Source organism: Flectobacillus sp. BAB-3569 (assembly GCF_002270355.1).
In the GTDB taxonomy this organism is placed as follows: domain Bacteria; phylum Bacteroidota; class Bacteroidia; order Cytophagales; family Spirosomataceae; genus Flectobacillus; species Flectobacillus roseus.
The window spans coordinates 242737-269193 of sequence record NZ_NJFZ01000003.1; the positions used below are offsets into that span (position 1 = coordinate 242737).

Here is a 26457-nt window from a genome sequence, read left to right on the forward strand (position 1 = left end):
TACTTTTCTTGTGTCAAGACAAGAAAAGTAAGGAGTGGCGAATGGAAATTTCGTTCTTTCGACAAATACCAAAATTTTTAAACATACTCGTAAGCTGAGAAACACAAATTTACTCAAAAATATCATTGGTTTTGTGATAATTTCAGGAAGTATTTCTAGAAAAAATACAAAATATTGATTTTGAATGATAAAGCATTTTTAGCACTCAGCCTAAGAATAGTCAGTAAAAAAGATTCTACCCAAACTATTGCCTCGGAGAAATGATATTTTGCTCTATTCTTCCACAAATAAATCTGATGCAATACGGTCAGCAAAAAGTTTTCCTGCTTCCGTGAGTTTGAGTGTATGCTCAATAATTTCAAGATGACCAGCTCTTAAAATTGGCTGAAGATAGCTTTTTTGTAAATCTAAAAAAGAGCTTCCAAGAATACTATCTAAATACTCAATTTTACAGCCCCAAATTGTTCTTAATCCTGTCAACAAATATTCATTGATTTGGTCTTCTTTAGTAAGGATTTCGAGCGTTGCTGGAATAAGCCCTGTGCCGATTTGCTGAACATATTTGGTATTGTTGGCAATATTATACTGGCGACTAACACCATTAAAACTATGTGCCGACGGACCTATGCCTAGATACTCCTCTTGTTTCCAATAACTGGTATTATGCTTTGAATAATGCTGATTTCGGGCAAAATTGGATATTTCATATTGTTCATAACCCATTCTTTGAAGATTTTCGACTAAAATACTGAATTGCTGTGCCGAAAAGTCATCGTCAATATTGGGCATTTTACCTTGTTTAGTCCATTTCCCAAAAACCGTTTGTGGTTCGATTGTCAGACAATAGGCAGAAACGTGCTGAAGATTGAGCGCTTCAACTTTTGCCAAATCTGAATATAAAATCTGATGGTCTGGGGCTGGAATCGCATAAATCAAATCAATCGTAATATTGTCAATACCTGCATCTTGTGCCAATTTGACACAAGTTTCGGCTTCTTTTGCATTGTGCGCACGATTCATCTGTTTGAGATGTGGCTCGTGAAATGACTGAATACCAATACTAAGTCGGTTGATGCCAAACTTTTTGAAAATAGCCAGTTTTGCTACACTAATATCGTCTGGATTTGCCTCTAGCGTAATTTCTGCATCAGGCAAAATGGTAAATGTTTGGTGTAATGTAGAAAAGATGGTTTCTAGCGAAGTTTCATCCAAAATAGAGGGCGTGCCACCGCCAAAATAGATGGTCGATATATGGGTGTTTTTGAGGTAGCTTTTCTGTAAACGGATTTCTTGACAAATCGCCTCAACTACGGCTTCTTTTTGGGATAAGGAGGTACTAAAATGAAAGTCACAGTAGTAACAAGCTTGTTTGCAAAAAGGAATATGAAGGTATATATGCATACGTTTGAGTGCGATGTTAATGAAAGCCCCTATTTTCGAGGCAAATAAATAGCAAAGGTAGGAAGTTTATTCGATAAAGTTTTTGAACTTTTCCTATAGAGAAAAGAACAGACTTCGATATAATCGCAATCAAATAAGTAGATTCCTTTAAAATAATTTTAGGTTTCGTTATGAAAAAACTAACTTTGGAGAATCTCAAAACAATTTTTTAATCAGTCTATTCAATTTCATTAATAATGCAGTTTAAGACAACAGCCTTAGAAGGAGTTATCGAATGCTATCCCACTAAATTCGAGGACGAAAGAGGTTTTTTTTTCGAATCGTACAATCAAAAACTTTTTGAAGCAAATGGTGTTCCGGGGAATTTTGTTCAAGACAATCACTCTTGGTCAAAGCCTGGCGTCGTTCGTGGCTTGCACTTCCAATATGATCCTTTTGCACAAGGCAAATTGGTGCGTGTAATCACTGGAAAAGTCATTGATGTTGTGGTAGATATTCGCCGTAATTCTCCAACTTTTGGTCAACACGCCAAATTTGAATTGGATTCAAACGTGGGCAATATGCTATTTGTCCCTGCTGGATTCGCACATGGTTTTGTGGCTTTGGAAGAAACTGTATTTTTGTACAAGTGTACTGAATACTGGCACAAAGCTTCTGAATCAGGTATTATTTACAATGACCCTGATCTTGGCATCGACTGGGGCGTAGAAAACCCAATCGTATCTTCAAAGGATTTAGTATTGCCAAGCTTCAAGGATTTGAAGTAGTCAAAAAGAAAGTTTTTCATATAAAGCTTTCTTGCTATTATCTTGAAAATTATCCAAAACAAAACCCCTTCAACGCTATCTATGAGTTGAAGGGGTTTTTGTTTAGCGCTTGAGATTTGAGGCAATTACTTATTTGCACCTTATCTCTGTTTCCTTTTTTCTAAAACTGCTTCAAGTAGCTGATTTTGGTAATCACATGATTTTCTACACGCACTCTTTCCATGTATGGATTAAAGGCTTGTTGGTTGAATACCAGATAGATATAGGATAAGGGTTGGTATTCCCACGAAAACCTAATGTTGTAATTCTGTGAGCTATTTTCAGAGTTTCTTTGGTAAAACCCTATGAGTTGTAACCTAGGATTGAGAGCAAATCGTCCCTCTATTGAGTATAAATCTACATTGGTCGTGGTTTGATTTTCTCCCACTTTCGAGAAATGATTTCGGTTAAATCTCCCAGATAATGACACATGAGGCATGGGCGCAAACTGTAAGGTAGCATCGGCGCCGTCCAAATGACCATTAAAATAAGAACCTCCCGAATAGCCTACTTGTAAATTAAGTACACGTGAAGGGTCAGTACTGTAATACATCTGATGACGCACGTAGTTGTACTCACCTGCTCCAATTTTTACCCCTAGTGGTTCAAAAGCTTCTGTCAAATACTGATAAGTTGGGTTGATACTATATCCAAAGTATCCTCCACTTTGCAGGTTTAACCAAATTGGATAAATCGTCCAAACTCGTTCAATCAGTTTTCCTGTAGAGGCTTGATGGTAGAATTCGGGGAAAATACTTGGTTCCCATGCACGTAGCCATTTTTTGAAAGGTAGATGTTTTCCGCGATACCACCAAAAAATGCCTGGCGTCGTAGCCACAACATCGTTACGAGAGACAAAGCCCAATTCGGGGTCATAATCTTTGGTGACAATAGATTGTGTCCACCAAATTTTGAATTGATTATTGACAAAAAAGTATTGCGCATACGCCGACATTCCATTTTTTCCTGTAATACTCGATGATGATTGTGATACCAAGGTATTTAAAGAGTGTGTATCCGAAAGTCTAAAAAAAGCATCTACCGTGCTGACGACATTAGTGCCATCGGGTCTATTTTTAAGGGTTAATAAGCCACCTACACGATTTTGTTTTCCAAAGTTTTCAGAAAAACGTCCTACGAAAAAGTTGGTTGCAGGAGAGTCGCCAAGCTCTTTTTGGCGCATCAGTATGGCTCCGAAATTTCTTTTATCAGAACGATATACGATTCTACCTCCAATTTCGATAGGAATAGGGTTACCCTTGTCGTCCAAGCCGATTCGGCGACTAAAAAACGGCTGAATACGCATATTTCCGCCCGATTCATCAGGATTTCGGCTAATACCTACCCCAAAAAGAGAAGCATTTTCGAGAAAGAATTGTCGTCTTTCTGGAAAAAATACCGAAAACCTACTCACATTATTTACCTGACGGTCGGCATCAGCCTGAGCAAAGTCGGTATTGATTGTTAAGTCAAAAATGGTATTTGTATTGATAGCCCACTTCATTTCTCCACCAACTTTGACACTTGTTGCTTCAGGTTTTACCGAAGCATCATAGCCTGAATAGTGGTCGTACGAAGTCAAGAAATAGGGTTGAAAACGAATATTTGAGGTTGGGGGAGGAGGTTTTAGATTAGTCAATTTCCCTGCGTAATTCATACGCATCGCTGTAAACGAGCGAGGAAACGCCGAAAGGGCAGAAACCTCGTTGCTGAGCCTTCTATTTCTGTAGATATTTATTCCCCAATTTTGAATAGAATCTGCTGTTTTCGGATAACGAAGAGTTTGCCAAGGAATCGCTATTTCAGCCACCCAACCCGAATCACTTCGGCTAGTACGTACACGCCAAAGTCCATCCCAATCCATATCATAATATAAATCATCGAAGGATAGCAAATCGCGTTGCACGCCATAAGGGTTAGTTCCTAACGAAATTGCATTTCGTTGGTCATTAAATCCATCAAATGACAGCATGATTAAATCGTGCTGGAGGGCATTGAAATCTCGTTTGAAATCGGTGGCTCTAATGGCCTTTTTCCCTAAAGAATCCTTTGAAATAATACCAAAGTATAAAAAATGTTTGTTATACAACACTTTCACCTCAGTTTGGTGATTGGGTTTGTTGCCTTGGAAAGGTTCTATTTGGGTAAAATGTGGCGAACTCGGCGCTAATTTCCATTCTTCATCATTGAGTAAGCCATCGACTTTTAGTTTATGATGTATCTGAATAGCTCTAAGTTCTTTTTTGATGGAATCTGGCTTAAATACTTCAGCATCTTGTGCACTTACCCCAGTCCAAACCAATAATAGTGGGAGGAGAAATCTTTTCATTAATTATTTAGGATAGTATGTGAGTTGAGATTAAACGTTGAAAGAGAGGCGTAGAGGTATTTTTGTAAAAGTCAGATAATCAAATGATTGAAGGTGTTGTGTGGACTGATTAATAGAAAATAGGCAAAGAGATAGCAATGTAGTTTTAAACGAATGTCTATATTCTCTTTGCCTAAGTTAGTAGGTAATATAAAAATCAAATTTTGGCTTTCGACTTTCAGCAATGGGCTTTCGGCAAAAATATTCCCAATAAATGCAAAAAAGCTTTTTGGCTTAATGCCTAAAGCTTATAGCCTAAAGCAGACGATTGATAATACTAGATAGAAAGCTTTTTCATGTATTCAGCGTCATATTTTAAACTAATCAATGACGATTCTGGATATTCCTCTTGTTCAACCATGAAATACTTCATGCCATTGTCTAGTGCAGCTCTAAGCGTTTTTTGCATGTCTACGCTACCTTTGCCAAGGTCATTTTGAACGGGTTTACCATTTTCTTTTTTGTAATCTTTTACATGACAAAGCTCATAACGCTTGCCATATTTTTTCAAGTGTTCTGCTGTATTTACACCAGCCACATCAATCCAGCACAAATCCAATTCGAACATTACCTTTGATGGATCAGTATTTTCCAACAAATATTCTTGAGGCATTTTGCCGTCTAACAAGTGGAAAGAGTAATCGTGGTTATGATAACCAAATTTCAAGCCAGCTTTATTTACTTGCTCACCCACTTCGTTAAATTTATCTGCGATGCGCTTCCAGTCGTCCCAAGTTTTTTGAGCACCTAAGTAAGGACAAAGGATATATTTCAAGCCAGCCTCAGCTGCCAAGTCAATACTCTTTTTCAACTCCTCTGGTTTTTTGATTTCGCCTGTATAATTGAAATGTGTACTGACCATTTTTACACCAATATCGCCCAAAAAAGTTTTGATTTCCTTAGGTGTCATGCCCCAAAGAAACCCTTTTGCACCACCATAGCTTTCAAATTGTTTGTAACCCATTTGTGCCAATTGAGTCATCACGCCTTTAGGGTCTTTTGGCAACACATCACGAACACTGTACAATTGCACACCAAAAGTTTTGATGATTTTGCTATTCGAATTGGCGAATAAGTCTGAAGAATTTAGCGCGAACGCTCCAGCGGCAAGTAAGCCTGATTGCTTAAGAAAATTTCTTCTTTGCATGAGTTTGGATATAGTTTAAACGTAAAACAAAACCCCTTTGTGGGGTTTGGGGATAGTTATTTACAAAATTAGGGACAATAATCTGTTTCTTATCAGTAGTTATTGGGGTAACTATAATTTGTTGGTGTCGGCGTTTGTAAAATTATATTAGCTTCAAAAAATAATCGAATAAAAACTTAAATCATAAATCAACAATCTCTGAGGGTTTTATAGCTCAAAAACTAAACAAACCTGTAATTTTGTAGCTGTTAATGCGTCTCTGCACGAACAATTCATAATTTAATATTATCTTTGCATCCAATGCAACGGAAACTTATTCTTTCAAGCCCCCTTTTAGAGATTACTATCAGCCGTCTCTGTCAAGAATTGATCGAGAATCACCAAGATTTTACTGATAGTGTCATCATTGGTTTACAACCAAGAGGTATCTTCTTTGCTAAACGTATTCAAGAAGAATTGTTAAGCATTACAGGCAAAAATATCCCATTAGGACAATTAGACGCTACTTTCTATCGTGACGATTTTCGTCGCCGTGAGCCCCTAAAGCCCAACGCTACTAAAGTACCTTTCTTGATTGAAAATAAGAAAGTTATCTTAGTCGACGACGTATTGGCTACAGGACGTATGGTGCGTGCAGCACTAGACGCTATGACGGCATTTGGTCGCCCAGATAAGGTGGAATTGTGCGTGTTGATTGACCGTATTTACAACCGTGATTTACCCGTAAAACCAGATTACGTTGGCAAAAAGGTAAATACTATTGATACCGAAAAGGTATTGGTTGAATGGAAAGAACAAGGCCACGAAGCCGATAGAATTTGGTTGATTACAAAATAATCTGATGGCACGATTCTTTTTGAGTCGTGTATTTTTTTGACTTATTTCATCGCATACTGCGTTTTGAGCTATATATTACCATGCAAAAATTAAGCACTCGCCATCTTTTGGGTATCAAAGACCTAACTCCTGAAGATATCGAACTCATTATGGCTACTGCCACTGAGTTTAAAGAAGTTATCAATCGTCCAATCAAAAAAGTGCCTTCGCTTCGTGATGTGACAATTGCTAATGTATTTTTCGAAAACTCAACTCGTACTCGTCTTTCTTTTGAATTAGCAGAAAAACGTCTTTCTGCCGACACCCTAAGCTTCTCTGCAGCGGGAAGTTCTGTGAAAAAAGGAGAAACATTACTGGATACGGTCAATAACATTTTGGCCATGAAAGTAGATATGATTGTGATGCGTCATGCTAGTCCAGGAGCACCACATTATTTGTCAAAACATATCAGTGCGAATATTGTCAATGCAGGTGATGGTACACATGAGCACCCAACTCAAGCATTATTAGATTCGTTTTCGATGCGTGAAAAGCTGGGAGATTTAGCAGGAAAGAAAATCGCGATTATCGGAGATATTTTACACTCACGTGTGGCATTGTCTAATATTTTTGCCTTGAAAAAACAAGGTGCTGAAGTAATGCTTTGTGGCCCTTCTACCTTGATTCCACGACATATTACTGAGCTAGGTGTAACGGTTTGCCACGATGTTAAAAAAGCCTTGGCATGGTGCGATGTAGCCAACGTATTGCGTATTCAGTTGGAACGTCAGCAAATTAAATATTTCCCGTCTTTGCGTGAGTATTCTTTGTACTATGGTATCAACAAAAAAATGTTGGATGAACTAGATAAGGAAATCGTATTGATGCACCCAGGTCCCATCAACCGTGGGGTCGAACTTACTTCAGATGCTGCTGATTCTCACCATTCTATTATTCTGGATCAAGTAGAAAATGGTGTAGCAGTGCGTATGGCAGTATTGTATCTATTAGCAGCACAGAACTAAAGATTAGTTTTGAATTGTGAATTTTTAATATAAGTATTTGTTTTTCAATATTTTATATTTAAAAAGTGGCTCTTTGCAAATTTTAAAATTAGGCTAATACTCCAAATTTCATCAAAAAAGGCGTTCGGAAATCTCATTTCGAACGCCTTTTTTGATACTATCTTTTAAAATGACACATCTTTAGACTCAAAATATTGCGTCTCTACAAGTGGAAAGTACCTTAAAATAATCACTCATTCACAAATCACTAAATGAGAGATGAATCATGTTAACTTAGCTTTAGTTTGTTGTGGGTAATTCAAAAAATCAAAATACTGAGATTATGACCGCAAAGTACGGATACATCTTTTATTTACCAATGATTTAATCAAAACTAAGCAGATTATATTTTTCGATAATCTTCATCGTTCTATCGGCATAATACCTGCCTCCCAAATGGGTATAGCCTTTTGAGCCTAGCTGAAAAGCAAATCGATAGGCCGCATCATATTTCGAATATCCTCTGTCAAGAAGACTGTGATATTCGCGTACGGTTCCCGAATAGTCTCGTTTCCATTTTCCTGTTTTGTGCAAGAAAACTTCTTCTACCAAAAACTTGATACATTCCGACCTTGACTTAAAAGAGCGATACCAGTTGTCTTTCCTTCTGGATTCGTCATAGACGTATTGACCCTGTCCTGCATGTTTGAGTATTCTTACTCTACCGTTGTGTTCGTCTGCTTGTCCTATTAGTTGGTAGCCATCTGCTGAAGCTTTCCATTGCTTAATGCCAAAATAATTATTAGCAGCAATGGAGAGAGTACTGTACCCATAACCACTTTCAAGGGCTGCCATAGCCATAATTACACTAGCTGGCACACGGTATTTTTGTGCAAGAGGAAGTACTTCGTTTTGAATACTACTAAAGAATGTCCATGCCACCTCATTTGTGGGTTGGTATACAGGGTTCGCATTCGATCCACCTTTACTACTCTCATCAAAAGTGTCTGAAAAAGTAGGAACATTGGGATTGGGGTATACCACACTAGCACCTGAAAGGGCAGATGTAATACTTCCACCATTATAACTAGCGCTTTTGTCGCTCGTATTGGGTGGCAAACTAGCGTTTGTGTATTCGTACTTAGTTTCTTTAGAAATTTGATTTTTGCCAGCAATGGTTATTTCTCCCTGAACTTCACTCAGGGTGTTGTTTTCTGGAGAAATGCCGACGAATTTTAGTTTTTTGGTACTAGCGTACACAAACCTGAATTTGAATTCGGCGTGATTGTTGGAAACGTAAGTAGAACCAAGGCTACTACCGTTCACAAAAACACGAATTCGATGGATATTCAATCGTGTAACAAAATTAAAAAACACTTCTTGACCTGTTTGGGCGTATTTGGGATAATACACCTTAAGTTCCATGGAAGTATCTTTAGATTTTGCAGAGATTGAAAATAAATTAAACATTAGTAAGGACAAACACATAAAGCCCTTGCAACTACTTAATGGCTTAAGTAGAAAAAGACTATTTTTCTTCATAACTCGGATAATACTTAGGGTTCTTGTATCACAAGCGGGTTGAGATTTACTCAACTTAGTGTCAATGTGTTACAAATTTTCAAAAACCGTGCCTATTGTATAAATCAGAATTATAAATATTGGATATTTTTTTATAGATATTAAAATAAAAATGGTGGGATAAATTACCAAATGTTCGTTTGTGTGTTCTGAGAATAGATTTTACCGATTACTCATTGTTAAATTTTTTGATAAATTTTTTCTAAATCTTTTGCGATTTCTATTGAAGAAAACTTTTTGATGTAAACTTGCCCTTGTGTAACTAGTTTTTTTTGAAGAATAGGGTTTGAAAGTACTCGTTTTATTTCATCTGCCATACCTCTAACATCATAGGGGTTCACGTAAATTGCCCCATTGCCACCAGCTTCTTCTAGGCATGAGCCTGTGGCTGCTATAACAGGTATACCTGAGTGTAGGGCTTCTACAATAGGAATACCAAAACCTTCAAAGATGGATGGGTAAACAGTTAAGGTAGCATTTTGGTATAAAGCTGGTAAATCTGCGAAAGGTACGCCATTGATGATATGAATTCCTTTGAGGTTTTTTTGTTGGATATAGTCCTCGATCTGATTTTGATAGGCACTTTTCCCTCCTACAAGTACCAAATCCACATCCTTATTTTGAAGTTCCTCAAATGCTTTCACCAAGGTAAGCTGATTTTTTCGGTCGGCAATTGTAGCTACACACAAGATATAAGGCTTATCCAAATGGTATTTCTGGGTAACAGCAGAAAGCTGTGCAGTCGACAACTGATTTTTAAAAGCCACATCACAATCTTGATATACTACCTCTATTTTGGAAGGGTTAATGTGAAGCATATCAACAATATCATTTTTGGTTTGCTCACTTATCGCCACCACACAATCGGCTTTTTCACATGCAGACTTAAATTTTTGTTTATAAATCCAACGGTCAATTGTGGGATATAATTCTGGATATCGTATAAAAATCAGATCGTGGATAGTTACCACAGTTTTGATACCTGTTTTTTGAATTTGCCAAGGTAGTTCATTACTCAAGCCATGAAAAACATCGAGTTTATCTTTCTTTAATTGTTGATTGATACCCCAGCTCCGCCACAGGGGTTTGGGCATAGAGGTTTGTGGTAATTCGACATGCAATCTTTTATCAAACTGGACTTTGCTGTTGAGCTTGGGTGTGTAGGCAAAATATTCGTGTTGCGTAGGAGAAGCTAATAAAGATTCAATAATAAATCGGCTATAGTTTCCTAATCCTGTAAAATTTTGGAAAGCTCGTTTTGCATCAAATCCTATACGCATACTCTTGGGGGCTAATGGTGAATACTGACAAAACACAAAATTACCTAAACTTTCTGGCTACGAGAATGTATTTATTTGAAAATGTGTTATAACATTCAGGCATCTTATTTTCATAAGTAGTTTTACGAACCATATCAATCGCTTCAAAATTGTGTAACTTTGTAGTTCGATAAAAAAGTGCTTTAGAAATTAGTAAATAACTTGTCTGAGAACCACCATCAAACAAGGAAATTCATTAGAATGGACGGAATACAAGAATATACATTACCAAACGGTATCCGAATAGTACATCGCCAAGTAACGCATACAGCGATTTCACACATGGGTTTGATGCTCGATATGGGTAGCCGTGACGAAAAACCTCATCAACAAGGCTTGGCGCACTTCTGGGAGCACATGGCTTTTAAAGGAACGGACAAACGTTCGTCATTACAAATTATCAATCGACTTGAGGTAGTGGGAGGTGAATTGAATGCTTATACTACCAAAGAAAAAATCTGTTTTCACGCGTCAGTACTAACTCCTCACTATGAGCGAGCATTAGAACTTTTGTCGGATATTACTTTTCACTCTGTTTTTCCCGACAAACAGGTAGAGCGTGAGCGTGGTGTAATTCTCGAAGAAATGTCGATGTATTACGATTCTCCAGAGGATGCTATTCAAGACGATTTTGATGATATTATCTTTTCAAATCATCAATTAGGACGTAATATTTTGGGTACACAAGAAAGTGTAAACGGATTTACACGTCAAGATTTACTTGATTTTATAGCTGAAAACCTAGATACAAGTCGTATTATTTTCTCATCGGTGGGTAATCTTCCTTTCAAAAAAGTAGTGACTTTGGTAGAGAAATATTTGAAGAATATTCCTGCTAAAAGCTCTAGTTTGGTAAGAACTCCTCCAGCTATTTACGCACCTAAAAATGTAGATCATAAACGTAGTATTACGCAAGCGCACGTAGCGATTGGTCGCACGGCCTACGAAATTACTCATGCCCAACGATTACCATTTTTTATGCTGATTAATCTCTTGGGTGGTCCAGGTATGAATTCACGTTTGAATCTGGCTGTAAGAGAAAAGAATGGCTTGGTGTATTCGATTGATGCAGGCTATACGCCATTTATCGATACGGGTTATTGGGGTATTTATTTTGCAACAGAACCCAAGCATTTGAAAAAAGCCAATGCCCTAATTCTGAAAGAGCTAAAAACTCTCAGAGAAGTACCTTTGACTAAGACACAATTGCACAATACCAAAGAGCAATTGATGGGGCAAATGGCTATGTCTGAAGAGGGTAACATGAGCTTTATGCTTATGATGGCTAAAAGTTTGTTAGATATTAATCGTATCGATACATTAGAAGAGCTATTTGCTCAGATTCGTACGGTTTCGTCTACTCAGTTGCAAGATTTGGCCAACGAACTTTGCCGAGAAGAGGATTTAAGTTATTTGACTTTCCTTCCTGAGAATTAGAATATGTTAAATTTCATAAGTTGCTTATAGTTAGCAGCTTATGGACAAATGTATTTTTCTGAAATCCTACTGTTTGAGCCGCAGGCGAGTTTAGGATTTCTTGACTTTCTTTTGCGGCCGCCGCTGCGGTTACTTTTCTTGTCTTGACACAAGAAAAGTAAGGAGTGTCAAATGGGAATTTTGTTTTTTCGACAAATACCAAATGAAATTATTAAATATGCTTTCAAAAGGGAAGAACAGTGTCTATGGCACAAATCTCAATCTTACGAAGGTGGCACTTCTTCTAATAGCTACAGCCGTAGCTATTTTTCATGTAATACACAGTTGAACATAACAATGACAAAGCAAGAACTTTTCGGACAAATTTTGTCCAAAAAATCCTATTTATGCGTTGGTCTTGATACCGACCTTCAAAAACTTCCGAAGCACTTGTTGGATACTGAAGATCCTATTTTTGAATTCAACAAGCAAATTATAGATGCTACCAAGCAATATGCTGTAGCCTACAAACCTAATATTGCTTTTTATGAAGCTTTTGGCGCAAAAGGATGGGAGAGTCTTCAAAAAACATTAGCCTATATTCCCAAAGAATGTTTTACGATTGCTGATGCAAAAAGAGGCGACATCGGTAATACTTCTGGATTGTACGCGCGAGCTTTTTTTGACCCGAACTCTTCAGGACTTGATTTTGATTCAGTAACTGTAGCACCTTACATGGGAGAAGACTCGGTTACGCCATTCTTAACTTTCCCTAACAAATGGGTTATTCTTTTGGCATTGACTTCAAATGGTGGTAGTAAAGATTTCCAAACGCTTTCGGTAGGAAATAAAGCCCTATTTGAGGAGGTATTAACCAAATCACAAGAATGGGGTACCGACGAGCAACTGATGTATGTGGTGGGTGCTACCAAAGCAGATATGCTTGCTCAGGTGCGTGCACTTGCTCCAGAGCATTTCTTGTTAGTACCTGGGGTAGGTGCGCAAGGAGGAAGTTTAGAAGAAGTTTCTAAATACGGAATGAATAGCACTTGTGGTTTATTAGTGAACTCTTCACGTGCGATTATTTACGCTTCCTCTAGTGAAGATTTTGCTGAAAAAGCTGCCGAAGAAGCACAAAAAGTACAAGCTGAAATGGCTCAGTATTTGGATTTGTATTTGAAGAAATAATAGATACCTTACCATTTGGATTTGGCACCTATTCTAAGCATCAACTCTTAGAATAGGTGCCAATTTTCTTTTCCACTCATTTTTTGACTATTCCCCTAATATTTTTATCCAATTATCGATTTTTTTCGACTATATGAAAAAATGTTAATATATTTGTTTGTTGATATATAGACTTAAAAATTAATAGAAATTCTCATTTGTATTTCTCTCGGGTATCAAAGAGATTCTATACTTAATCACTTTATTACTAAAAATGAAACTCAAAAGACTCATAACAATTGCCATTCCGTTTTCGATTATATCGGGGATTGTGAATATTTTGGGTATAAAGATACTCGGTGTGGTCACTACCAACGTTACGGGGTTGTTTAGTTTGGGTGTACAATGGTGGAGCGATAATGAACATCAGTTTCCTTTTACGCTTACTATATATATATTGAGTTATTTACTAGGTTCATTTTTTAGTTCATGGTGGTATCATAGTTATCAGTTAGTCCCCAAAATGTGGAAAAAACTCATCACTCCTAGTGTGAATTTGTTGATAGTGCTTGTGGCTTACTTAATGAAAGAGCCATTTATTCCCAGCTTGGTATTTGCTATGAGTAACCACAATGCTTTTGCTTCCAATTTTACCTGTGCCAAAGTAAAGCCATCGCAACTCACGGGTTTGGTAATGGATTTAGGAGTAGAATTATCAAAACTAAAATTTACAAGCCCCGAATCGAGAGGGTGTCTGTGGGATAGCATATTGACAAGACTCACTATTATTGTATTTTTTACCATAGGAGCAGTCATAGCAGTCACAAATCAAACTATGAGCTTGATGCTACTTGCCGCAGTATTTTATATAGGTCTTATCATTAGTGTATTGTTACGAAAATTTTAGAAGCGAAGTTTCTATCGATAAATAGGTGGTCTATTTACACACAAAATCCCTTGTAATTCATAACTACAAGGGATTTTGTGTATAGTATTTTTAATATTAAGTAATAGGAAAGATTAAATTTAGTTAGTTCGCAAAATAAAATATAAGATTGTGCTTTAAGCTTTCAGGTAACGGCTTTCGGCGATGGGCTTTGGAAAAATGCATGTCTGTGGGCAGTAAAAAAACATTTTAACACTCTGTGCCTGTTGTCTAGTGCCTAAACACAACTTAAATCTTGTTTTGCACCATTATTTAGTAGTATATCTGAGGAATAATTTGACTATTACTTTTTGATCGTGAATATCTTCAAATAACCAATATACTATTAACATCTTCCTATTTAGTAAGGAATAAATTCGAGTACGCTCTCATCCGTCAGAATCTTGTTGTTGGTGACCCAATCTTTAAGGTCTTTCATGTGTTCGTGTTTTACGATAACCTGCACCTTTTCTCTATTTTCTTTTAATATTAAAAATGCAGTACTCAGGAATTTCGAATAGGTTACGTAAAAAACATCTTCAGGACGATATGGCATAGAAAATGGCTTATTAATTTGGCGAGATCTCATATTAATATAATTAAGTTAAGTTTTGGTTTTACTCATCCTTGTGTGATATGCAATGTCCTTGCAGTTGGCAATCGAACCATCAATCCACCATTCGGGCGGTATTGTAATGTCTCTGATAATCCCTCTTTCGGTAAGCTTTACGCAAGCAACTTTGTATTTGTGTAGGTTAATAATGTCTTTATTTGTGATAATTCTGCCAGAATCCTTATCACGGTAAATAAATTTATAATTCATTGGTTAGTATTAATTCATGGGTTGCTATTGAATTTCAAGAAAAAGAAGGTTTATTGATGAAATTTCTCTAGTAATAGGTAAAATGATATTGTTTTGAACTGGTGCAATACTAATATCAAAAATAGCAAAAAGCAAGAAAAAAATGCTTAATTTATTATTTGTGTATATTTTTCGCCGTAAATCATACTATATTCAACAATTATCATTTATGCTGATTTTAACCCTAAAAGAACAAATTTGTTACTAAAAGTGATAAATAAGAACCGTGAATATTAGTCTTGAAATTTTGTGCTTTAAAAGGTTTTTTCTGCGCCAATGAGATATTGACCACTTTTATTGGCATGAAACTTGTTTTATATGGGTCGTAGCAGTTTGTATGCAAAATTGCACTTTGAGGTGTCAGTTCATGAGATAAAAATGGTATTGGTTAGATTTTTTCAAAAAATTTTCAAAAAAAACTCCGATAAAATTTGTTTGGCACGTTTATTGTTAATACATTTGTAATGTAAATCAAGAACAACAAAATAAAGGTTTACAAAGTGAGCAAAATAAGCCCACAATTTAGATTAGAACTAGCAATTGAATAACGTTTCAATTCAAAGATATTAGGTTAGATATTGACCGCTTTTTCAACGTAGTGCCGCACACGCTACTAGAATGGTGATTGAGCCGCTACTCAATCACCAAAAAAATTCAAGGTTGAAAATTTTCAACTGAGTGAGTAAAGCTAATGCTTGAAAGCAAAAAAACTTTAGAGCTTCGGCTCATGGGTGGATTACCCAAAAGATAACTACTTAGGCGGATTGCGTAAAGGCTCGGAGCATTGCTGCGGGTCTTTATTATTTTATACCCCTTTCATCTTTTACATAATAGGTATTTCTTATTATTTTTTTCCATTCCTCTCGATTTTCCTTTCATCTCATTTACAAATCCTTAATTTTAATATATTTTTTCTAATCCAATAGCATTAGTGCTTTTGTGTTGGATAAAATCTTACTTCAAACTAAAACTAAATTATCATGAAGCAAATTTTCCGTAAACTTCCAACACTCCTGTTGGTTGTAGGTACATTTTTGACCCAACCAATTGTAGCCCAAAAGCTTTCTCCTCAAAAACTAAAAGCACTTCAAAAAGAAATCATCGAAGAAGTTGACAAAAAGAAGGAATTTTCTGCTCAAGTCAATGATATGATTTTCAGTTTTGCCGAATTAGGATTTCAAGAAACTGAAACTTCTCAGTACTTGATCAACCTGCTGGAAAAAGAAGGTTTTACGATTCAAAAGGGTATTTCGGGTGTCCCAACTGCTTGGATCGCCACGTGGGGTTCTGGCAAACCTGTGATTGCCATTGGTTCTGATGTCGATTGTATTCCAAAAGCCTCTCAAAAACCTGGCGTAGCCTACCACGACCCAATTGTAGACGGTGCCCCTGGGCACGGAGAAGGACATAATTCTGGTCAGGCACTCAATATTACTTCAGCATTGGTGCTCAAAAAAATCATGGAGCGTGAAAAACTTTCAGGAACCTTGATGCTTTGGCCTGGGGTTGCGGAGGAATTGGTGGGGACAAAAGCTTTTTACATTCGTGATGGTTATTTTAAAGATGTAGATGCTTGTATTTTTACCCATGTTAACAGCAATTTGAGTGTAAAGCATGGTGATGCAGGAAATAATGGATTAGTATCTGTAAAATTTAACTTTGAAGGTGAAGCTGCTCATGCTGCTGCCAATCCTTGGCGTGGGAAAAGTGCTCTCGATGCCGTAGAATTGATGAACGTAGGCTGGAATTACAAAAGAGAGCACCTTTTGCCAACACAGCGCTCGCATTATGTGGTAGTAAATGGGGGTGACCAACCAAACGTAGTGCCTTCAAAAGCCTCAGTTTGGTATTATTTTAGAGAACGTACTTATCCTAAAATCAAAGAGTTATATGATTATGGTAAAAAAATAGCGCAAGGTGCTGCTATGATGACAGATACTAAAGTTTCGTGGGAAGTACTAGGAAGTGCATGGCCCGGTCATTTTAACAAGCCTATTGCCGAAAGAGCATTCTCGCATATCAAGCGAGTAGGTTTGCCAACGTGGTCGGAGGCTGATCAGCAATTGGCGAAGGGTATTCAGCAAGAGCTTAGCTCTCCTGAACAAAAAGGACTTCGTGCAGAAATAGATACCGTTTTGGAAGTTGTAGGTTCTATGGGAGGAGGTTCGGACGACATTGCTGATATATCTTGGTCGTTGCCAACCATTGTATTGGGTTATCCTTCAAATATTCCGGGTTTGCCGGGGCACCACTGGGCAAATGCTATTTCGATGGCAACTCCTATTGCCCACAAAGGAATAACAGCTGGAGCGAAGGTGGAAGCACTTACAATATTAGACTTACTAAACGAGCCAAAGCTCATTGAAAGTGCATGGGATTATTACAAAAATGTACAGACCAAAGATATTAAATACGAACCGTTGATTGCTCCAACAGATAAACCAGCGATTGCGATTAATGCTAATATTATGGAATTGTATCGTCCAAAGCTCAAGCAGTATTATTTTGATCCAACAAAGTATAAAACCTATTTGGAGCAGTTAGGTATTCAATACCCTACTGTTCGAAAAGTAGAACAAAAGAAAGAATAATCTCTTGTTACGATAGCGTAGTATAGTCCAAAATGTCTGTACTACGCTATTTTTCAAATGAATGAAATTTCATTACTAACGATGAATAATCTTCTACCAACGTTGAGAGTACAACGGACAGATGTTGTTGGCATTAAATTTTAATATTAAAGCATCAAAATTCCATCTTTCATGTAAATCTTAGAAAAATACTAAACATTTATATTGTGGATAAAATTAATTGTACTAACTTTGAATTGTCAAAGGTTCACAAATGTGGCGGCAGGAGTGAATACAATGACAAAATTTAATTTATGTTAATAATTAAGATAAAATAACTGTGGCGGCAGTGACGTTTATTGGCATTATTAAACAACAATAGCCTAAGTAATCTTAAAGTAATCCTCTAAATAGGAGAACTAAAAAAACAAGAAAACCCTTGGAGTGGCGGCTTCGAGGGTTTCGTTTTTTATAGGGTTCAAGTAAGTAAATTCCTTTTTAAAAGAAACTCTAATAGTACTTTATATTTAAAAGAAAATCGACTCCCATTGCTGAGAGTCGATTTTCTTTTTATTTCACTTTTAATACTAAACCACCTAATGGAGGAAGGTTTAGTGGAATCGAATATGCTTTTCCTTGCCAAGAAACTTCCTCTGCAAAGATTGGTTCTGGGTTTGTTTTTCCACTTCCACCAAACTTAGTATCATCAGAGTTTAGAATCTCTTGCCAAACTCCTTGCATTGGAACTCCAATACGATAGTTGTTATGAGGGATTGGAGTAAGGTTCAAGACTACAATAAGCTGTTCTTTGTGCGAATCGCCTTTTCTTGCGTAAACTACCACCGAGTTGTTACGGTCTGAAGTATCAATCCACTCAAAACCTTCTGGAGCAAATTGTTTATCAAACATCGCATGTTCATTGCGATAAATTAAGTTCAATTCTTTAACAAGATTTTGAACTCCTTTATGATAGCCGTGGTCTAATAACCACCATTCAAGGCTTTTTGAGAAATTCCATTCTGATGTTTGACCAAACTCACCACCCATGAACAATAGTTTGGTTCCCGGGTGTGTAAACATATAGGTAAACAACAAACGTAAATTTGCAAAACGTTGCCATTCATCGCCTGGCATCTTACCTACCAATGATTCTTTTCCGTATACTACCTCATCGTGAGAAAGAGGCAACATAAAGTTTTCAGTAAAGGCATAAACCGTTGAGAATGTCAGTTGATCTTGGTGGTATTTACGGTACATTGGGTCTTTTTCGAAATACTTCAATGTATCGTTCATCCAGCCCATCATCCATTTTTGACCAAATCCTAAACCTCCGGTGTATACTGGGCGAGAAACACCTGTAAAGGAAGTAGATTCTTCGGCAATAGTTTGTACGTCTGGGAATTCGGCATAAAGGATTTCGTTTAACTCACGGAATAACGAAATAGCCTCAAGGTGATGATTACCACCAAAAATATTTGGCTCCCATTCGCCATGATTACGCGAATAATCTAAGTATAGCATCGATGCCACAGCATCTACGCGCAAGCCATCGGCATGGAAGCGCTCTAGCCAATAAATAGCATTTGAAATCAAGAAGCTGCGTACCTCGTTGCGACCATAATTGAAGATATACGATTTCCAATCAGGGTGATAACCTTTACGCATGTCTGGGTGCTCAAAAAGATGTGAGCCATCATATTCATAGAGTCCGTGAGCATCGCCAGGGAAGTGTGATGGTACCCAGTCGAGAATAACGCCAATATCATTTTTATGACATTGTTCTACCAAATACATAAAGTCTTGTGGTGTACCAAATCTCGAAGAGGGAGCAAAATATCCTAATACTTGATAACCCCACGATGGTTCGTAAGGGTGCTCCATCACAGGCATAAACTCGATGTGTGTAAATGCCATTTCTTTAACGTAAGCAACTAGCTCATCTGCTAGTTCAACATACGATAGTTTCTCTTCGTCAGCTTTACGACGCCATGAGCCGATATGTACTTCATAAACTGACATTGGAGACGAGAGTGAATTTTTACTCTTACGAGTTGCCATCCAGTCAGTATCTGTCCATTCGTACCAGTTATCCCATACAATCGATGCTGTTTTAGGAGGTGTTTCGAAATAGTGCGCATAAGGGTCAATTTTTTCGAGTTTACGACCGTCATGAGCTTCGATACAATATTTATAAGCCTCTCCTTTACCGATATGAGGGATGAATCCTTCCCAAATACCAGATTCGTCCCAACGGACAAAAAGGTGGTGAGAGTCTTTATTCCAATAGTTAAAATTACCAATGACCGATACACTTTTTGCTGAGGGTGCCCAAACAGCGAAATAAGTACCTGCCACACCTTGATATTCGGTGGTATGAGAACCCAGTTTTTCGAATAATCTAAAATGTTTTCCAGATTTAAACAACGAAATATCGAAGTCGGAGAAACGAGTAAACGCTTCTACATTCTTTAACTCGACAGGAGGAGCTGTGGGCGTTTGGTCAGCAACAATAGTAGTTTCGACAACTGGCGCTTCTTCAGCAGTTTTTTTTGAGACTCTTTTTTTTGCAGGAGCTTTGGTTTCAGCTTTTTCTTCTTCAGATTGAGTTTTTGCCTTGGTGGTCTTAGCCATATTTTCTGAAATGGTTAATGGATTAAATTTCAAAAGGAACTAGATAGACTTTGGTAAAGATAGAGGTTGTCATAGTACAATCATTGAGAATAGGTGAAAATTTGACATTAACGCTTATTTCTTTTTCGTTATTCAAATCTTCGACTATCCTTTTAGAGGTGTTAGTTTGATTTATCATGCAAAATTCTGAAGGAAATACATAAATTGGCTTTGGGCTTTGAGCTATATGCCATAGAATTAATTACAACCAATAATCTATTGATTGGATATTACTGCTAAAGTAATATTTTTTAGAAGTTTTTCACAATTTCAATTGGATTTATTCGCATTTGTCTGAGGCAACGAGAGTCCATATTTCCATGAAAGAATACGAACAGCAAAGATGATGAAGATGGTAATTTGATTTGAGTATGCTTCTAAACTTGATATGCTTTTGATTTGATAAAACGTGAAAAAGCCTACTAAACAAGCGGTTGCATATATTTCTTTTCGAAATAAAACAGGTATTTCGTTGAGTAATATATCTCGAATCACACCTCCAGCGCAGGCTGTACAAGTGCCCAATAAAAAGCTACTTAATACTTCATTGTTTTCAGAAATACCCCTTTGATACCCCAATACATAAAAACAACCCAAACCGAGGGCATCAAAAATTTGAAGTGGAATATCTACTTTGGGAATCCATGTTGCAAAAAGAATTGCTACAATGGCACTGATAAAAATGATAAAAATCAAGGCTTCATCATGAATCCAACGCACTGGCTGACCCAGAAATACATCGCGAAGTGTACCTCCACCAACGGCGGTTACAAAAGCTACCACAATAACCCCAAACCAATCCAATCTTTTTTGAATACCAGCATATGCGCCCGATATACTAAAAGCCACTGTGCCCAAAATACTGATGATTTTGTAGAGGTGCTCCATAATTAATGATGAATAAGTGAATTGTGAATGACGAATTAGCTGTTTACGCTGATTTCGGGAAATTTCTAGTGATAACAAAAACTGTTTACTTTCTCAAAGATATTTCTGATCCAAGCGTAATGCTAAAAGTTTAGTAATCGATGACGAATTGAGAACTAATGAGTTTAATTCGTCATTCACAATTCACCATTAAAAACTGTAAGAATACGTATGTTTGATTTCTTTCAAAACGAAAGTTGTGTTTAGGACACCGATGTTTTCTAGTTTTGAAAGTTTGTATTTAACAAAGTCATGATATTCGTCGAGACTTTTTATATAAATCTTTAGTAAAAAATCTACCTGACCTGCCATGTGATAGCATTCGTGGATTTCTTCCAATTGCTGAACAGCCTGTTCGAATTTCTCGATAAACTCCTCATTATGATAGCGCATAGATACCTGACAGATACACATAATAGGATTGTCGAGCAAGGTTTTGTCAACAATTGCCACATATTGCTTGATGTATCCAACGCTTTCTAGTCGGCGAATTCTCTCATAAACAGGTGAGATAGTCAAGCCCAGTTGATTGGCGATTTCTTTGGTTGTTACTTTAGCATCTTGTTGTAAAATCCTGAGGATTTTTTTGTCTATTTCGTCTATTGCTTCCATAAAAGTAAATTTTTCTACCCAAATAATATTTTGCCTTCTTGGAAAAGTAAAAATTATGGTAAAAATATTATAATAAAGTAATTTTTATTGAAATAATCTATATGTTTTGATAAATATAACTGAAAATATAAATTTGTGCCAATATAATTACTGGTAAATATGTTTTTGTCAGTAATATTTTTGAATTACACTCATCAACTACTATGGCAAAAGACAAAATTTTAGTAATTGGTGCCAATGGTCAAATTGGTACAGTATTGCTTGAGCAATTACGCAAGATACATGGTACAGACCAAGTAATTGGCTCAGATATAGTAGCTCCTCGTGAGGAGAATGGTCCGTTTGTAGTATTGGATGCCACCAATGTTTTGGCTATGGTCGAAACAGTCCATCGTCATGGCATTACCCAAATTTATCATTTAGCCGCAGTCCTTTCTGCCAAAGGCGAGTTAGATCCGCTTCGTGCTTGGGAGCTTAACATGAGAACCCTCTTCAATGTTTTTGAAGTAGCTCGTGAAGTAAAGCTCGATAAAGTATTCTTCCCTAGTTCAATTGCCGCTTTTGGCGATAGCGCTCCACAATACGATACACCACAAGCTACCTATTTGGACCCATCGACTGTATATGGTATTAGTAAAGTTGCAGGCGAAAACTGGGCTGGTTATTATCATAAACGTTATGGTGTAGATATTCGCTCTTTGCGTTATCCTGGTGTAATTAGCTATCAATCTATGCCGGGCGGAGGTACTACAGATTATGCTGTGGAAATATTCCACGAAGCAGTTCAACACAAGCCATATACCTGCTTTTTGCGTGAAGATACGCTTTTACCTATGATTTATATGGACGATGCGATTCGTGCAACGCTAGAATTAATGGAAGCGCCAGTCGAAAATATTCGCATTCGTAGTTCGTATAACTTGGCTGGTGTGAGTTTTACACCTGCTCAAGTTACAGCTGAAATAAAAAGGTATTACCCTGATTTTGAGGTACAATACCAACCAGATTTTAGACAAATGATTGCTGATTCATGGCCTAAATCTGTAGATGATACAGCTGCTTACCAAGATTGGGGTTGGAAACCTCAATTCGACTTGGCGCGTATGACACAGGTCATGATTGAAAAATTATCTGAAAAATACCAACAAAAACTCTTAATTACTCAATAATAACCAAGTATTATTTATGTACGGAAGTGTAAAAGAGGCTCTTCAACTAGAGTTAGATAACATCAAAGAAGCAGGACTATACAAATCAGAACGTATTATTGTGAGTCCTCAAGCTGCCAATATTCAAATTAATACAGGTAAAGAGGTACTCAATTTTTGTGCTAACAATTACCTTGGATTATCCTCACACCCAGAGGCTATCAAGGCAGCACATGAGGCCATCGATACCCATGGATTTGGTATGTCGTCGGTTCGTTTTATTTGTGGAACGCAAGATATTCACAAAGAACTTGAACAAAAAACTGCTGAGTTTTTAGGCATGGAAGATTGTATTCTTTATGCTGCCGCATTCGATGCCAACGGTGGAGTATTTGAACCACTGTTGAACGAACAAGATGCTATTATTTCTGACGAATTAAATCACGCGTCTATTATTGATGGTATTCGTTTATGCAAAGCAAAACGCTTTAGATACAAGCACAATAATATGGCAGACTTAGAGGAGCAGTTAAAGGCAGCTCAAGGAAGTCGTCGTATTTTGGTAGTTACGGATGGCGTGTTCTCGATGGATGGTACCATTGCGCAGCTAGACAAAATCTGTGATTTGGTTGAGCAATATGGTGCTATGATTATGATAGACGAATGCCACTCATCGGGCTTTATGGGTAAAACAGGTCGTGGTACGCATGAGTTTAAAAATGTGATGGGTCGTATCGACATTATTACTGGTACTTATGGTAAGGCGCTTGGTGGAGCATCTGGTGGATTTACGGCTGCCCGTAAAGAAATCGTAGAAATATTGCGTCAGCGTTCTCGTCCATACTTGTTCTCAAATACCCTTGCTCCAGCGATTGTTGGTGCTTCTATCAAGGTATTAGAAGTTTTGAGTAGTTCGACGGCTTTACGTGATAAACTAGAAGCCAATACCAAATATTTCCGTCATGCTATGACCGAGGCAGGCTTTGATATTTTGCCAGGGGAGCACCCAATCGTACCAATCATGTTGTACGAAGCTAAGCTTGCACAGGAATTTGCTGCCCGTTTATTAGAGGAAGGGATATATGTGATAGGATTCTTCTATCCAGTTGTGCCTCAAGGCAAAGCACGTATTCGAGTACAAATTTCGGCAGGACATGATATGGAGCACCTCGAGAAAGCAGTAGCCGCTTTTACCAAAGTAGGTAAGGAGCTTGGAGTTTTGAAGGCTTAGTAAGAAGTTTGTGATTATTTGATAAAAAATAGTAAAAAACATTTAGTGATTTGACATGAATCACGGATGTTCCATAGTTTTAATAAGAGGCATTTATTAACTTTGTGTCTCATAAACAACAATTTATTATTTATTCGGGATAGGTAGTAAAAAATCCCCCTTGCCATTTGGTAAGGGGGATTTTTGTTACATCTTCATTTTCTCAATTTCTCGAATCACATTGACAATTCCTTTTAAGGGAATTTTTACCCAGTCGGGTCGGTAACTAATCTCATAGCCAAGCTCATAAACGGCTTTTTCTAATAAATAAATCAGGAGTAAAAAGTTGATTTCATTATTGTTTTTGAAAAGTGGATGCGGATGCCCAAAGGTTTCTAAATATTTTTCCAAATACGTCTGCATAATTAAACGATACCAGCGGTCAGCTGCTGTTTGTACTCTAAATGCATCCATATCTGCTGTTTCGCTTGAATTAAGCATCTTTGCCGAAATTGCATAATGGTAACTTCTAATCATACCAGCCACATCTTTGAGTGGCGAGTGCATGATTTTTCGGTCGGTAATGGAGCTTTCTGGCTCGCCCTCAAAGTCGATAATGATATAGTCGTTACTGGTAGCCAAAACCTGTCCCAAGTGATAATCTCCATGAATACGAATCCGAAGAGACTCCAAATCTTTGGTCAAAATTTGGTCGGAAAATTCATCAATTAATTCTTTTGCCTCCATAAAATCCCAAGCCAATTTACGAGTGACTGGGTCGGTGATGCTGGTATATTTTTCTATCAATAAATGATATCTACGGTCTAATAAATCGCACAGACGTTTATGAATAAAACGGCGGTAGGTATCATCAAATTTTTGTGTGGCAAACATCGGTTCGGCATCTGGAGCATAAAGCGCCAAGTGCATTTCGGCAGTGCGTTGTGCCAGCAATTCTACCTGACTGAAAACATCCTCTTTAATAGCAAAGGTTTTATCGACAAAAGCATTGACAAAAGCATTGAGCTGATTGCCTGTCATTTCCCAAGTATCAGCCTGATTATCGACCATTCGTTGCATCATACCTAGGGTAATTTCGCTTTCTCCCTCTTGTTGCCACGTTACACTTCCTGCAAAGGCTGGAATAAAAGCAAAATCCGAATGTTCGGTTAAAAACTCAATCATTTCAACCTCAGGATTGGTTTCCTTAAATAGCTTTCGATAAAGTTTGAGAAAATACTTTTCCCCAAAAACCATCGCTGAGTTAGAAGAAGATAAGGTTAAAGCCTTGGAAGAAATAGGAGCGTTGATATCCTCGCCTGATAAGCCTTTACCACGAACAAAATCCAATTTTCCTTCTTGTTGATAGACCGATTCAGCATGAGAGATTTGGTAAAAAAGAGCTTGTTGAAAACGCTCATCGTATAAGGCATCAATTACAAAACCACGTTTTTCATTGATATATGCCAAGCTGATGATACCTACAGGCGCTATTGCGTTTGACTGAGTAGCTTCGATAAATGAAACAGGCAGTAGATAACGCTCAATCTCCTGATTGTCGTAACCTACCTCCACAATGCAGAGCAAAGCAATCGAGTCTTTGATCGGGAGTTCGAGAGCTGAAGCGATTTTAAAATATTGTTGAACTCGGGCTTTACCTGCAAACCATCGACAACTATTCATGTAAGAGGGAAGAATTTCGGTCTCGAATTTTGAAAATAGTGCCGTATCATTTTTGATATCCTCCCAAGCCTTTAAGGAGCTGAGATTTGTCGAGGTGATTTCATTCATAGTTGATTATTTACAAAAATGGTATTTTAATGGCTTAAATTTAGAATATATTTAGGTGAAAAAAAAGCCTTTTCACAGACTCTAAGGAGTGATTGGGTAGTAATAAAGTATCAATGGGTATAGTATAGGAAGCTGTTATGGGAGAAATAAAAAATGTAGCGTTAAAGAAAACCAAAGCGACTCATTTAGGAGTAAAACAAACAATTTGTGATTTATGATTGAGTTTTTAAATTACAGTTTGAAAAATTTTATAAAAATAATGAATTCATAATCAGGTGATTAAAAAATAATTTCACTTTTTTTGTAAAAAACATTTGGAGTGAATGCCTTAAAGCTGTAATTTTGCACCACGAAAAACGACAAGGAAACATATTCTAAGCGTTTTTGTCCCCATCAGGTCCGTTCGTCTAGGGGTTAGGACACGTCCCTTTCACGGATGAAACACGGGTTCGATTCCCGTACGGACTACAAATATTTACTGATAGAGGTTAATATTTTCGAAGTAAGAGTACTAATTAGGTTAACCCACAAGGTCCGTTCGTCTAGGGGTTAGGACACGTCCCTTTCACGGATGAAACACGGGTTCGATTCCCGTACGGACTACACAGAAGTATTTCTTTCACTGAAAGAAGCCATATAGTACCTTTCATGACAGAGGGGTACTTTTTTTTGAGTTTACACCTAAGTACGCTGATATATAAATGATTAAATGGAGCA

General features: G+C 37.3%; 20 protein-coding genes and 2 tRNA genes. 11 read left to right on the forward strand and 11 right to left on the reverse strand.

Annotation, left to right across the window (positions count from 1 at the left end; all coding sequences use genetic code 11):
• Window positions 1-273: 273 nt before the first annotated feature.
• A complete protein-coding gene (gene hemW / locus BWI92_RS01795; protein WP_095160410.1) occupies window positions 274-1401 on the reverse strand; it encodes a radical SAM family heme chaperone HemW in 1128 nt (375 codons plus the stop codon).
• Between the two features lie 236 nt (window positions 1402-1637).
• On the opposite strand from hemW, the gene rfbC reads away from it, so the two are divergent.
• Window positions 1638-2168 (forward strand): dTDP-4-dehydrorhamnose 3,5-epimerase, encoded by a 531-nt coding sequence (gene rfbC, locus BWI92_RS01800; protein ID WP_095160411.1) that lies wholly within the window; start codon window positions 1638-1640, stop codon window positions 2166-2168.
• 160 nt (window positions 2169-2328) lie between these two features.
• Here rfbC and BWI92_RS01805 read toward each other — a convergent pair whose 3' ends face one another.
• Window positions 2329-4536, reverse strand: a complete 2208-nt coding sequence (locus tag BWI92_RS01805; protein ID WP_095160412.1) for a carbohydrate binding family 9 domain-containing protein — start codon at window positions 4534-4536, stop codon at window positions 2329-2331.
• A gap of 316 nt (window positions 4537-4852) precedes the next feature.
• Window positions 4853-5722: a sugar phosphate isomerase/epimerase gene (locus BWI92_RS01810; protein ID WP_095160413.1), complete on the reverse strand. Its 870-nt coding sequence runs from the start codon at window positions 5720-5722 to the stop codon at window positions 4853-4855.
• Window positions 5723-6022: 300 nt separating this feature from the next.
• Between BWI92_RS01810 and pyrR the strand changes: the two genes are divergently transcribed.
• Together pyrR and BWI92_RS01820 are read left to right on the forward strand one after the other, a co-directional pair.
• Window positions 6023-6559 carry a bifunctional pyr operon transcriptional regulator/uracil phosphoribosyltransferase PyrR gene (gene pyrR / locus BWI92_RS01815; protein ID WP_095160414.1) on the forward strand — a complete coding sequence of 179 codons (537 nt, stop codon included), beginning with the start codon at window positions 6023-6025 and terminating at the stop codon, window positions 6557-6559.
• 80 nt (window positions 6560-6639) lie between these two features.
• Window positions 6640-7563 (forward strand): aspartate carbamoyltransferase catalytic subunit, encoded by a 924-nt coding sequence (locus BWI92_RS01820; RefSeq protein WP_095160614.1) that lies wholly within the window; start codon window positions 6640-6642, stop codon window positions 7561-7563.
• A 363-nt stretch (window positions 7564-7926) separates the two neighbouring features.
• On the opposite strand, the gene BWI92_RS01825 is transcribed toward BWI92_RS01820, so the two are convergent.
• Window positions 7927-9012, reverse strand: a complete 1086-nt coding sequence (locus BWI92_RS01825; protein ID WP_166580029.1) for a glucosaminidase domain-containing protein — start codon at window positions 9010-9012, stop codon at window positions 7927-7929.
• 290 nt (window positions 9013-9302) lie between these two features.
• Window positions 9303-10403 (reverse strand): glycosyltransferase family 1 protein, encoded by a 1101-nt coding sequence (locus tag BWI92_RS01830; RefSeq protein ID WP_095160416.1) that lies wholly within the window; start codon window positions 10401-10403, stop codon window positions 9303-9305.
• A 240-nt stretch (window positions 10404-10643) separates the two neighbouring features.
• Between BWI92_RS01830 and BWI92_RS01835 the strand changes: the two genes are divergently transcribed.
• The 3 genes from BWI92_RS01835 to BWI92_RS01845 all read left to right on the forward strand — a co-directional run bounded on the left by BWI92_RS01835 (window position 10644) and on the right by BWI92_RS01845 (window position 13932).
• Window positions 10644-11879, forward strand: coding sequence for a pitrilysin family protein (locus BWI92_RS01835; RefSeq protein WP_095160417.1), 1236 nt, complete (start codon window positions 10644-10646; stop codon window positions 11877-11879).
• Window positions 11880-12215: 336 nt separating this feature from the next.
• The gene (gene pyrF / locus BWI92_RS01840; protein WP_095160615.1) at window positions 12216-13046 is read left to right on the forward strand and encodes an orotidine-5'-phosphate decarboxylase; all 831 of its coding nucleotides are present in this window, start codon (window positions 12216-12218) and stop codon (window positions 13044-13046) included.
• Between the two features lie 253 nt (window positions 13047-13299).
• Complete coding sequence (locus tag BWI92_RS01845) at window positions 13300-13932, forward strand: DUF1275 family protein (RefSeq protein ID WP_095160418.1); 633 nt, start codon at window positions 13300-13302, stop codon at window positions 13930-13932.
• Between the two features lie 379 nt (window positions 13933-14311).
• Here the strand turns inward: BWI92_RS01845 and BWI92_RS01850 are convergent, their stop codons facing one another.
• Together BWI92_RS01850 and BWI92_RS01855 are read right to left on the reverse strand one after the other, a co-directional pair.
• Window positions 14312-14539 (reverse strand): hypothetical protein, encoded by a 228-nt coding sequence (locus BWI92_RS01850; protein ID WP_095160419.1) that lies wholly within the window; start codon window positions 14537-14539, stop codon window positions 14312-14314.
• 15 nt (window positions 14540-14554) lie between these two features.
• On the reverse strand, window positions 14555-14773 hold the full coding sequence (locus tag BWI92_RS01855; protein WP_095160420.1) for a hypothetical protein: 219 nt from the start codon (window positions 14771-14773) through the stop codon (window positions 14555-14557).
• 1019 nt (window positions 14774-15792) lie between these two features.
• Here BWI92_RS01855 and BWI92_RS01860 point away from each other — a divergent pair.
• The gene (locus tag BWI92_RS01860) at window positions 15793-17403 is read left to right on the forward strand and encodes an amidohydrolase (protein WP_095160421.1); all 1611 of its coding nucleotides are present in this window, start codon (window positions 15793-15795) and stop codon (window positions 17401-17403) included.
• 549 nt (window positions 17404-17952) lie between these two features.
• Here the strand turns inward: BWI92_RS01860 and glgB are convergent.
• The 3 genes from glgB to BWI92_RS01875 all read right to left on the reverse strand — a co-directional run bounded on the left by glgB (window position 17953) and on the right by BWI92_RS01875 (window position 21591).
• Window positions 17953-20013 carry a 1,4-alpha-glucan branching protein GlgB gene (gene glgB, locus BWI92_RS01865; RefSeq protein ID WP_095160422.1) on the reverse strand — a complete coding sequence of 687 codons (2061 nt, stop codon included), beginning with the start codon at window positions 20011-20013 and terminating at the stop codon, window positions 17953-17955.
• A gap of 309 nt (window positions 20014-20322) precedes the next feature.
• Window positions 20323-20940 (reverse strand): trimeric intracellular cation channel family protein, encoded by a 618-nt coding sequence (locus BWI92_RS01870; protein ID WP_095160423.1) that lies wholly within the window; start codon window positions 20938-20940, stop codon window positions 20323-20325.
• A 189-nt stretch (window positions 20941-21129) separates the two neighbouring features.
• Window positions 21130-21591, reverse strand: coding sequence for an Lrp/AsnC family transcriptional regulator (locus BWI92_RS01875; protein WP_095160424.1), 462 nt, complete (start codon window positions 21589-21591; stop codon window positions 21130-21132).
• Window positions 21592-21794: 203 nt separating this feature from the next.
• On the opposite strand from BWI92_RS01875, the gene BWI92_RS01880 reads away from it, so the two are divergent.
• Both BWI92_RS01880 and kbl read left to right on the forward strand, forming a co-directional pair.
• On the forward strand, window positions 21795-22760 hold the full coding sequence (locus BWI92_RS01880; RefSeq protein WP_095160425.1) for an NAD-dependent epimerase/dehydratase family protein: 966 nt from the start codon (window positions 21795-21797) through the stop codon (window positions 22758-22760).
• Window positions 22761-22776: 16 nt separating this feature from the next.
• The gene (gene kbl, locus BWI92_RS01885) at window positions 22777-23970 is read left to right on the forward strand and encodes a glycine C-acetyltransferase (RefSeq protein ID WP_095160426.1); all 1194 of its coding nucleotides are present in this window, start codon (window positions 22777-22779) and stop codon (window positions 23968-23970) included.
• Between the two features lie 186 nt (window positions 23971-24156).
• On the opposite strand, the gene BWI92_RS01890 is transcribed toward kbl, so the two are convergent.
• On the reverse strand, window positions 24157-25740 hold the full coding sequence (locus BWI92_RS01890) for a putative maltokinase (protein ID WP_095160427.1): 1584 nt from the start codon (window positions 25738-25740) through the stop codon (window positions 24157-24159).
• A gap of 396 nt (window positions 25741-26136) precedes the next feature.
• On the opposite strand from BWI92_RS01890, the gene BWI92_RS01895 reads away from it, so the two are divergent.
• Window positions 26137-26208 (forward strand) — tRNA-Glu (locus BWI92_RS01895).
• 63 nt (window positions 26209-26271) lie between these two features.
• Window positions 26272-26343: transfer RNA gene (locus BWI92_RS01900), tRNA-Glu, on the forward strand.
• Window positions 26344-26457: the final 114 nt, after the last annotated feature.

What these genes read in the sequence shown, in the direction of transcription:
- hemW (WP_095160410.1), bottom strand. Translation starts at nt 1,401, where the DNA reads ATGCATATATACCTTCATATTCCTTTTTGCAAACAAGCTTGTTACTAC.
- rfbC (WP_095160411.1), top strand. Translation starts at nt 1,638, where the DNA reads ATGCAGTTTAAGACAACAGCCTTAGAAGGAGTTATCGAATGCTATCCC.
- BWI92_RS01805 (WP_095160412.1), bottom strand. Translation starts at nt 4,536, where the DNA reads ATGAAAAGATTTCTCCTCCCACTATTATTGGTTTGGACTGGGGTAAGT.
- BWI92_RS01810 (WP_095160413.1), bottom strand. Translation starts at nt 5,722, where the DNA reads ATGCAAAGAAGAAATTTTCTTAAGCAATCAGGCTTACTTGCCGCTGGA.
- pyrR (WP_095160414.1), top strand. Translation starts at nt 6,023, where the DNA reads ATGCAACGGAAACTTATTCTTTCAAGCCCCCTTTTAGAGATTACTATC.
- BWI92_RS01820 (WP_095160614.1), top strand. Translation starts at nt 6,640, where the DNA reads ATGCAAAAATTAAGCACTCGCCATCTTTTGGGTATCAAAGACCTAACT.
- BWI92_RS01825 (WP_166580029.1), bottom strand. Translation starts at nt 9,012, where the DNA reads ATGTTTAATTTATTTTCAATCTCTGCAAAATCTAAAGATACTTCCATG.
- BWI92_RS01830 (WP_095160416.1), bottom strand. Translation starts at nt 10,403, where the DNA reads ATGCGTATAGGATTTGATGCAAAACGAGCTTTCCAAAATTTTACAGGA.
- BWI92_RS01835 (WP_095160417.1), top strand. Translation starts at nt 10,644, where the DNA reads ATGGACGGAATACAAGAATATACATTACCAAACGGTATCCGAATAGTA.
- pyrF (WP_095160615.1), top strand. Translation starts at nt 12,216, where the DNA reads ATGACAAAGCAAGAACTTTTCGGACAAATTTTGTCCAAAAAATCCTAT.
- BWI92_RS01845 (WP_095160418.1), top strand. Translation starts at nt 13,300, where the DNA reads ATGAAACTCAAAAGACTCATAACAATTGCCATTCCGTTTTCGATTATA.
- BWI92_RS01850 (WP_095160419.1), bottom strand. Translation starts at nt 14,539, where the DNA reads ATGAGATCTCGCCAAATTAATAAGCCATTTTCTATGCCATATCGTCCT.
- BWI92_RS01855 (WP_095160420.1), bottom strand. Translation starts at nt 14,773, where the DNA reads ATGAATTATAAATTTATTTACCGTGATAAGGATTCTGGCAGAATTATC.
- BWI92_RS01860 (WP_095160421.1), top strand. Translation starts at nt 15,793, where the DNA reads ATGAAGCAAATTTTCCGTAAACTTCCAACACTCCTGTTGGTTGTAGGT.
- glgB (WP_095160422.1), bottom strand. Translation starts at nt 20,013, where the DNA reads ATGGCTAAGACCACCAAGGCAAAAACTCAATCTGAAGAAGAAAAAGCT.
- BWI92_RS01870 (WP_095160423.1), bottom strand. Translation starts at nt 20,940, where the DNA reads ATGGAGCACCTCTACAAAATCATCAGTATTTTGGGCACAGTGGCTTTT.
- BWI92_RS01875 (WP_095160424.1), bottom strand. Translation starts at nt 21,591, where the DNA reads ATGGAAGCAATAGACGAAATAGACAAAAAAATCCTCAGGATTTTACAA.
- BWI92_RS01880 (WP_095160425.1), top strand. Translation starts at nt 21,795, where the DNA reads ATGGCAAAAGACAAAATTTTAGTAATTGGTGCCAATGGTCAAATTGGT.
- kbl (WP_095160426.1), top strand. Translation starts at nt 22,777, where the DNA reads ATGTACGGAAGTGTAAAAGAGGCTCTTCAACTAGAGTTAGATAACATC.
- BWI92_RS01890 (WP_095160427.1), bottom strand. Translation starts at nt 25,740, where the DNA reads ATGAATGAAATCACCTCGACAAATCTCAGCTCCTTAAAGGCTTGGGAG.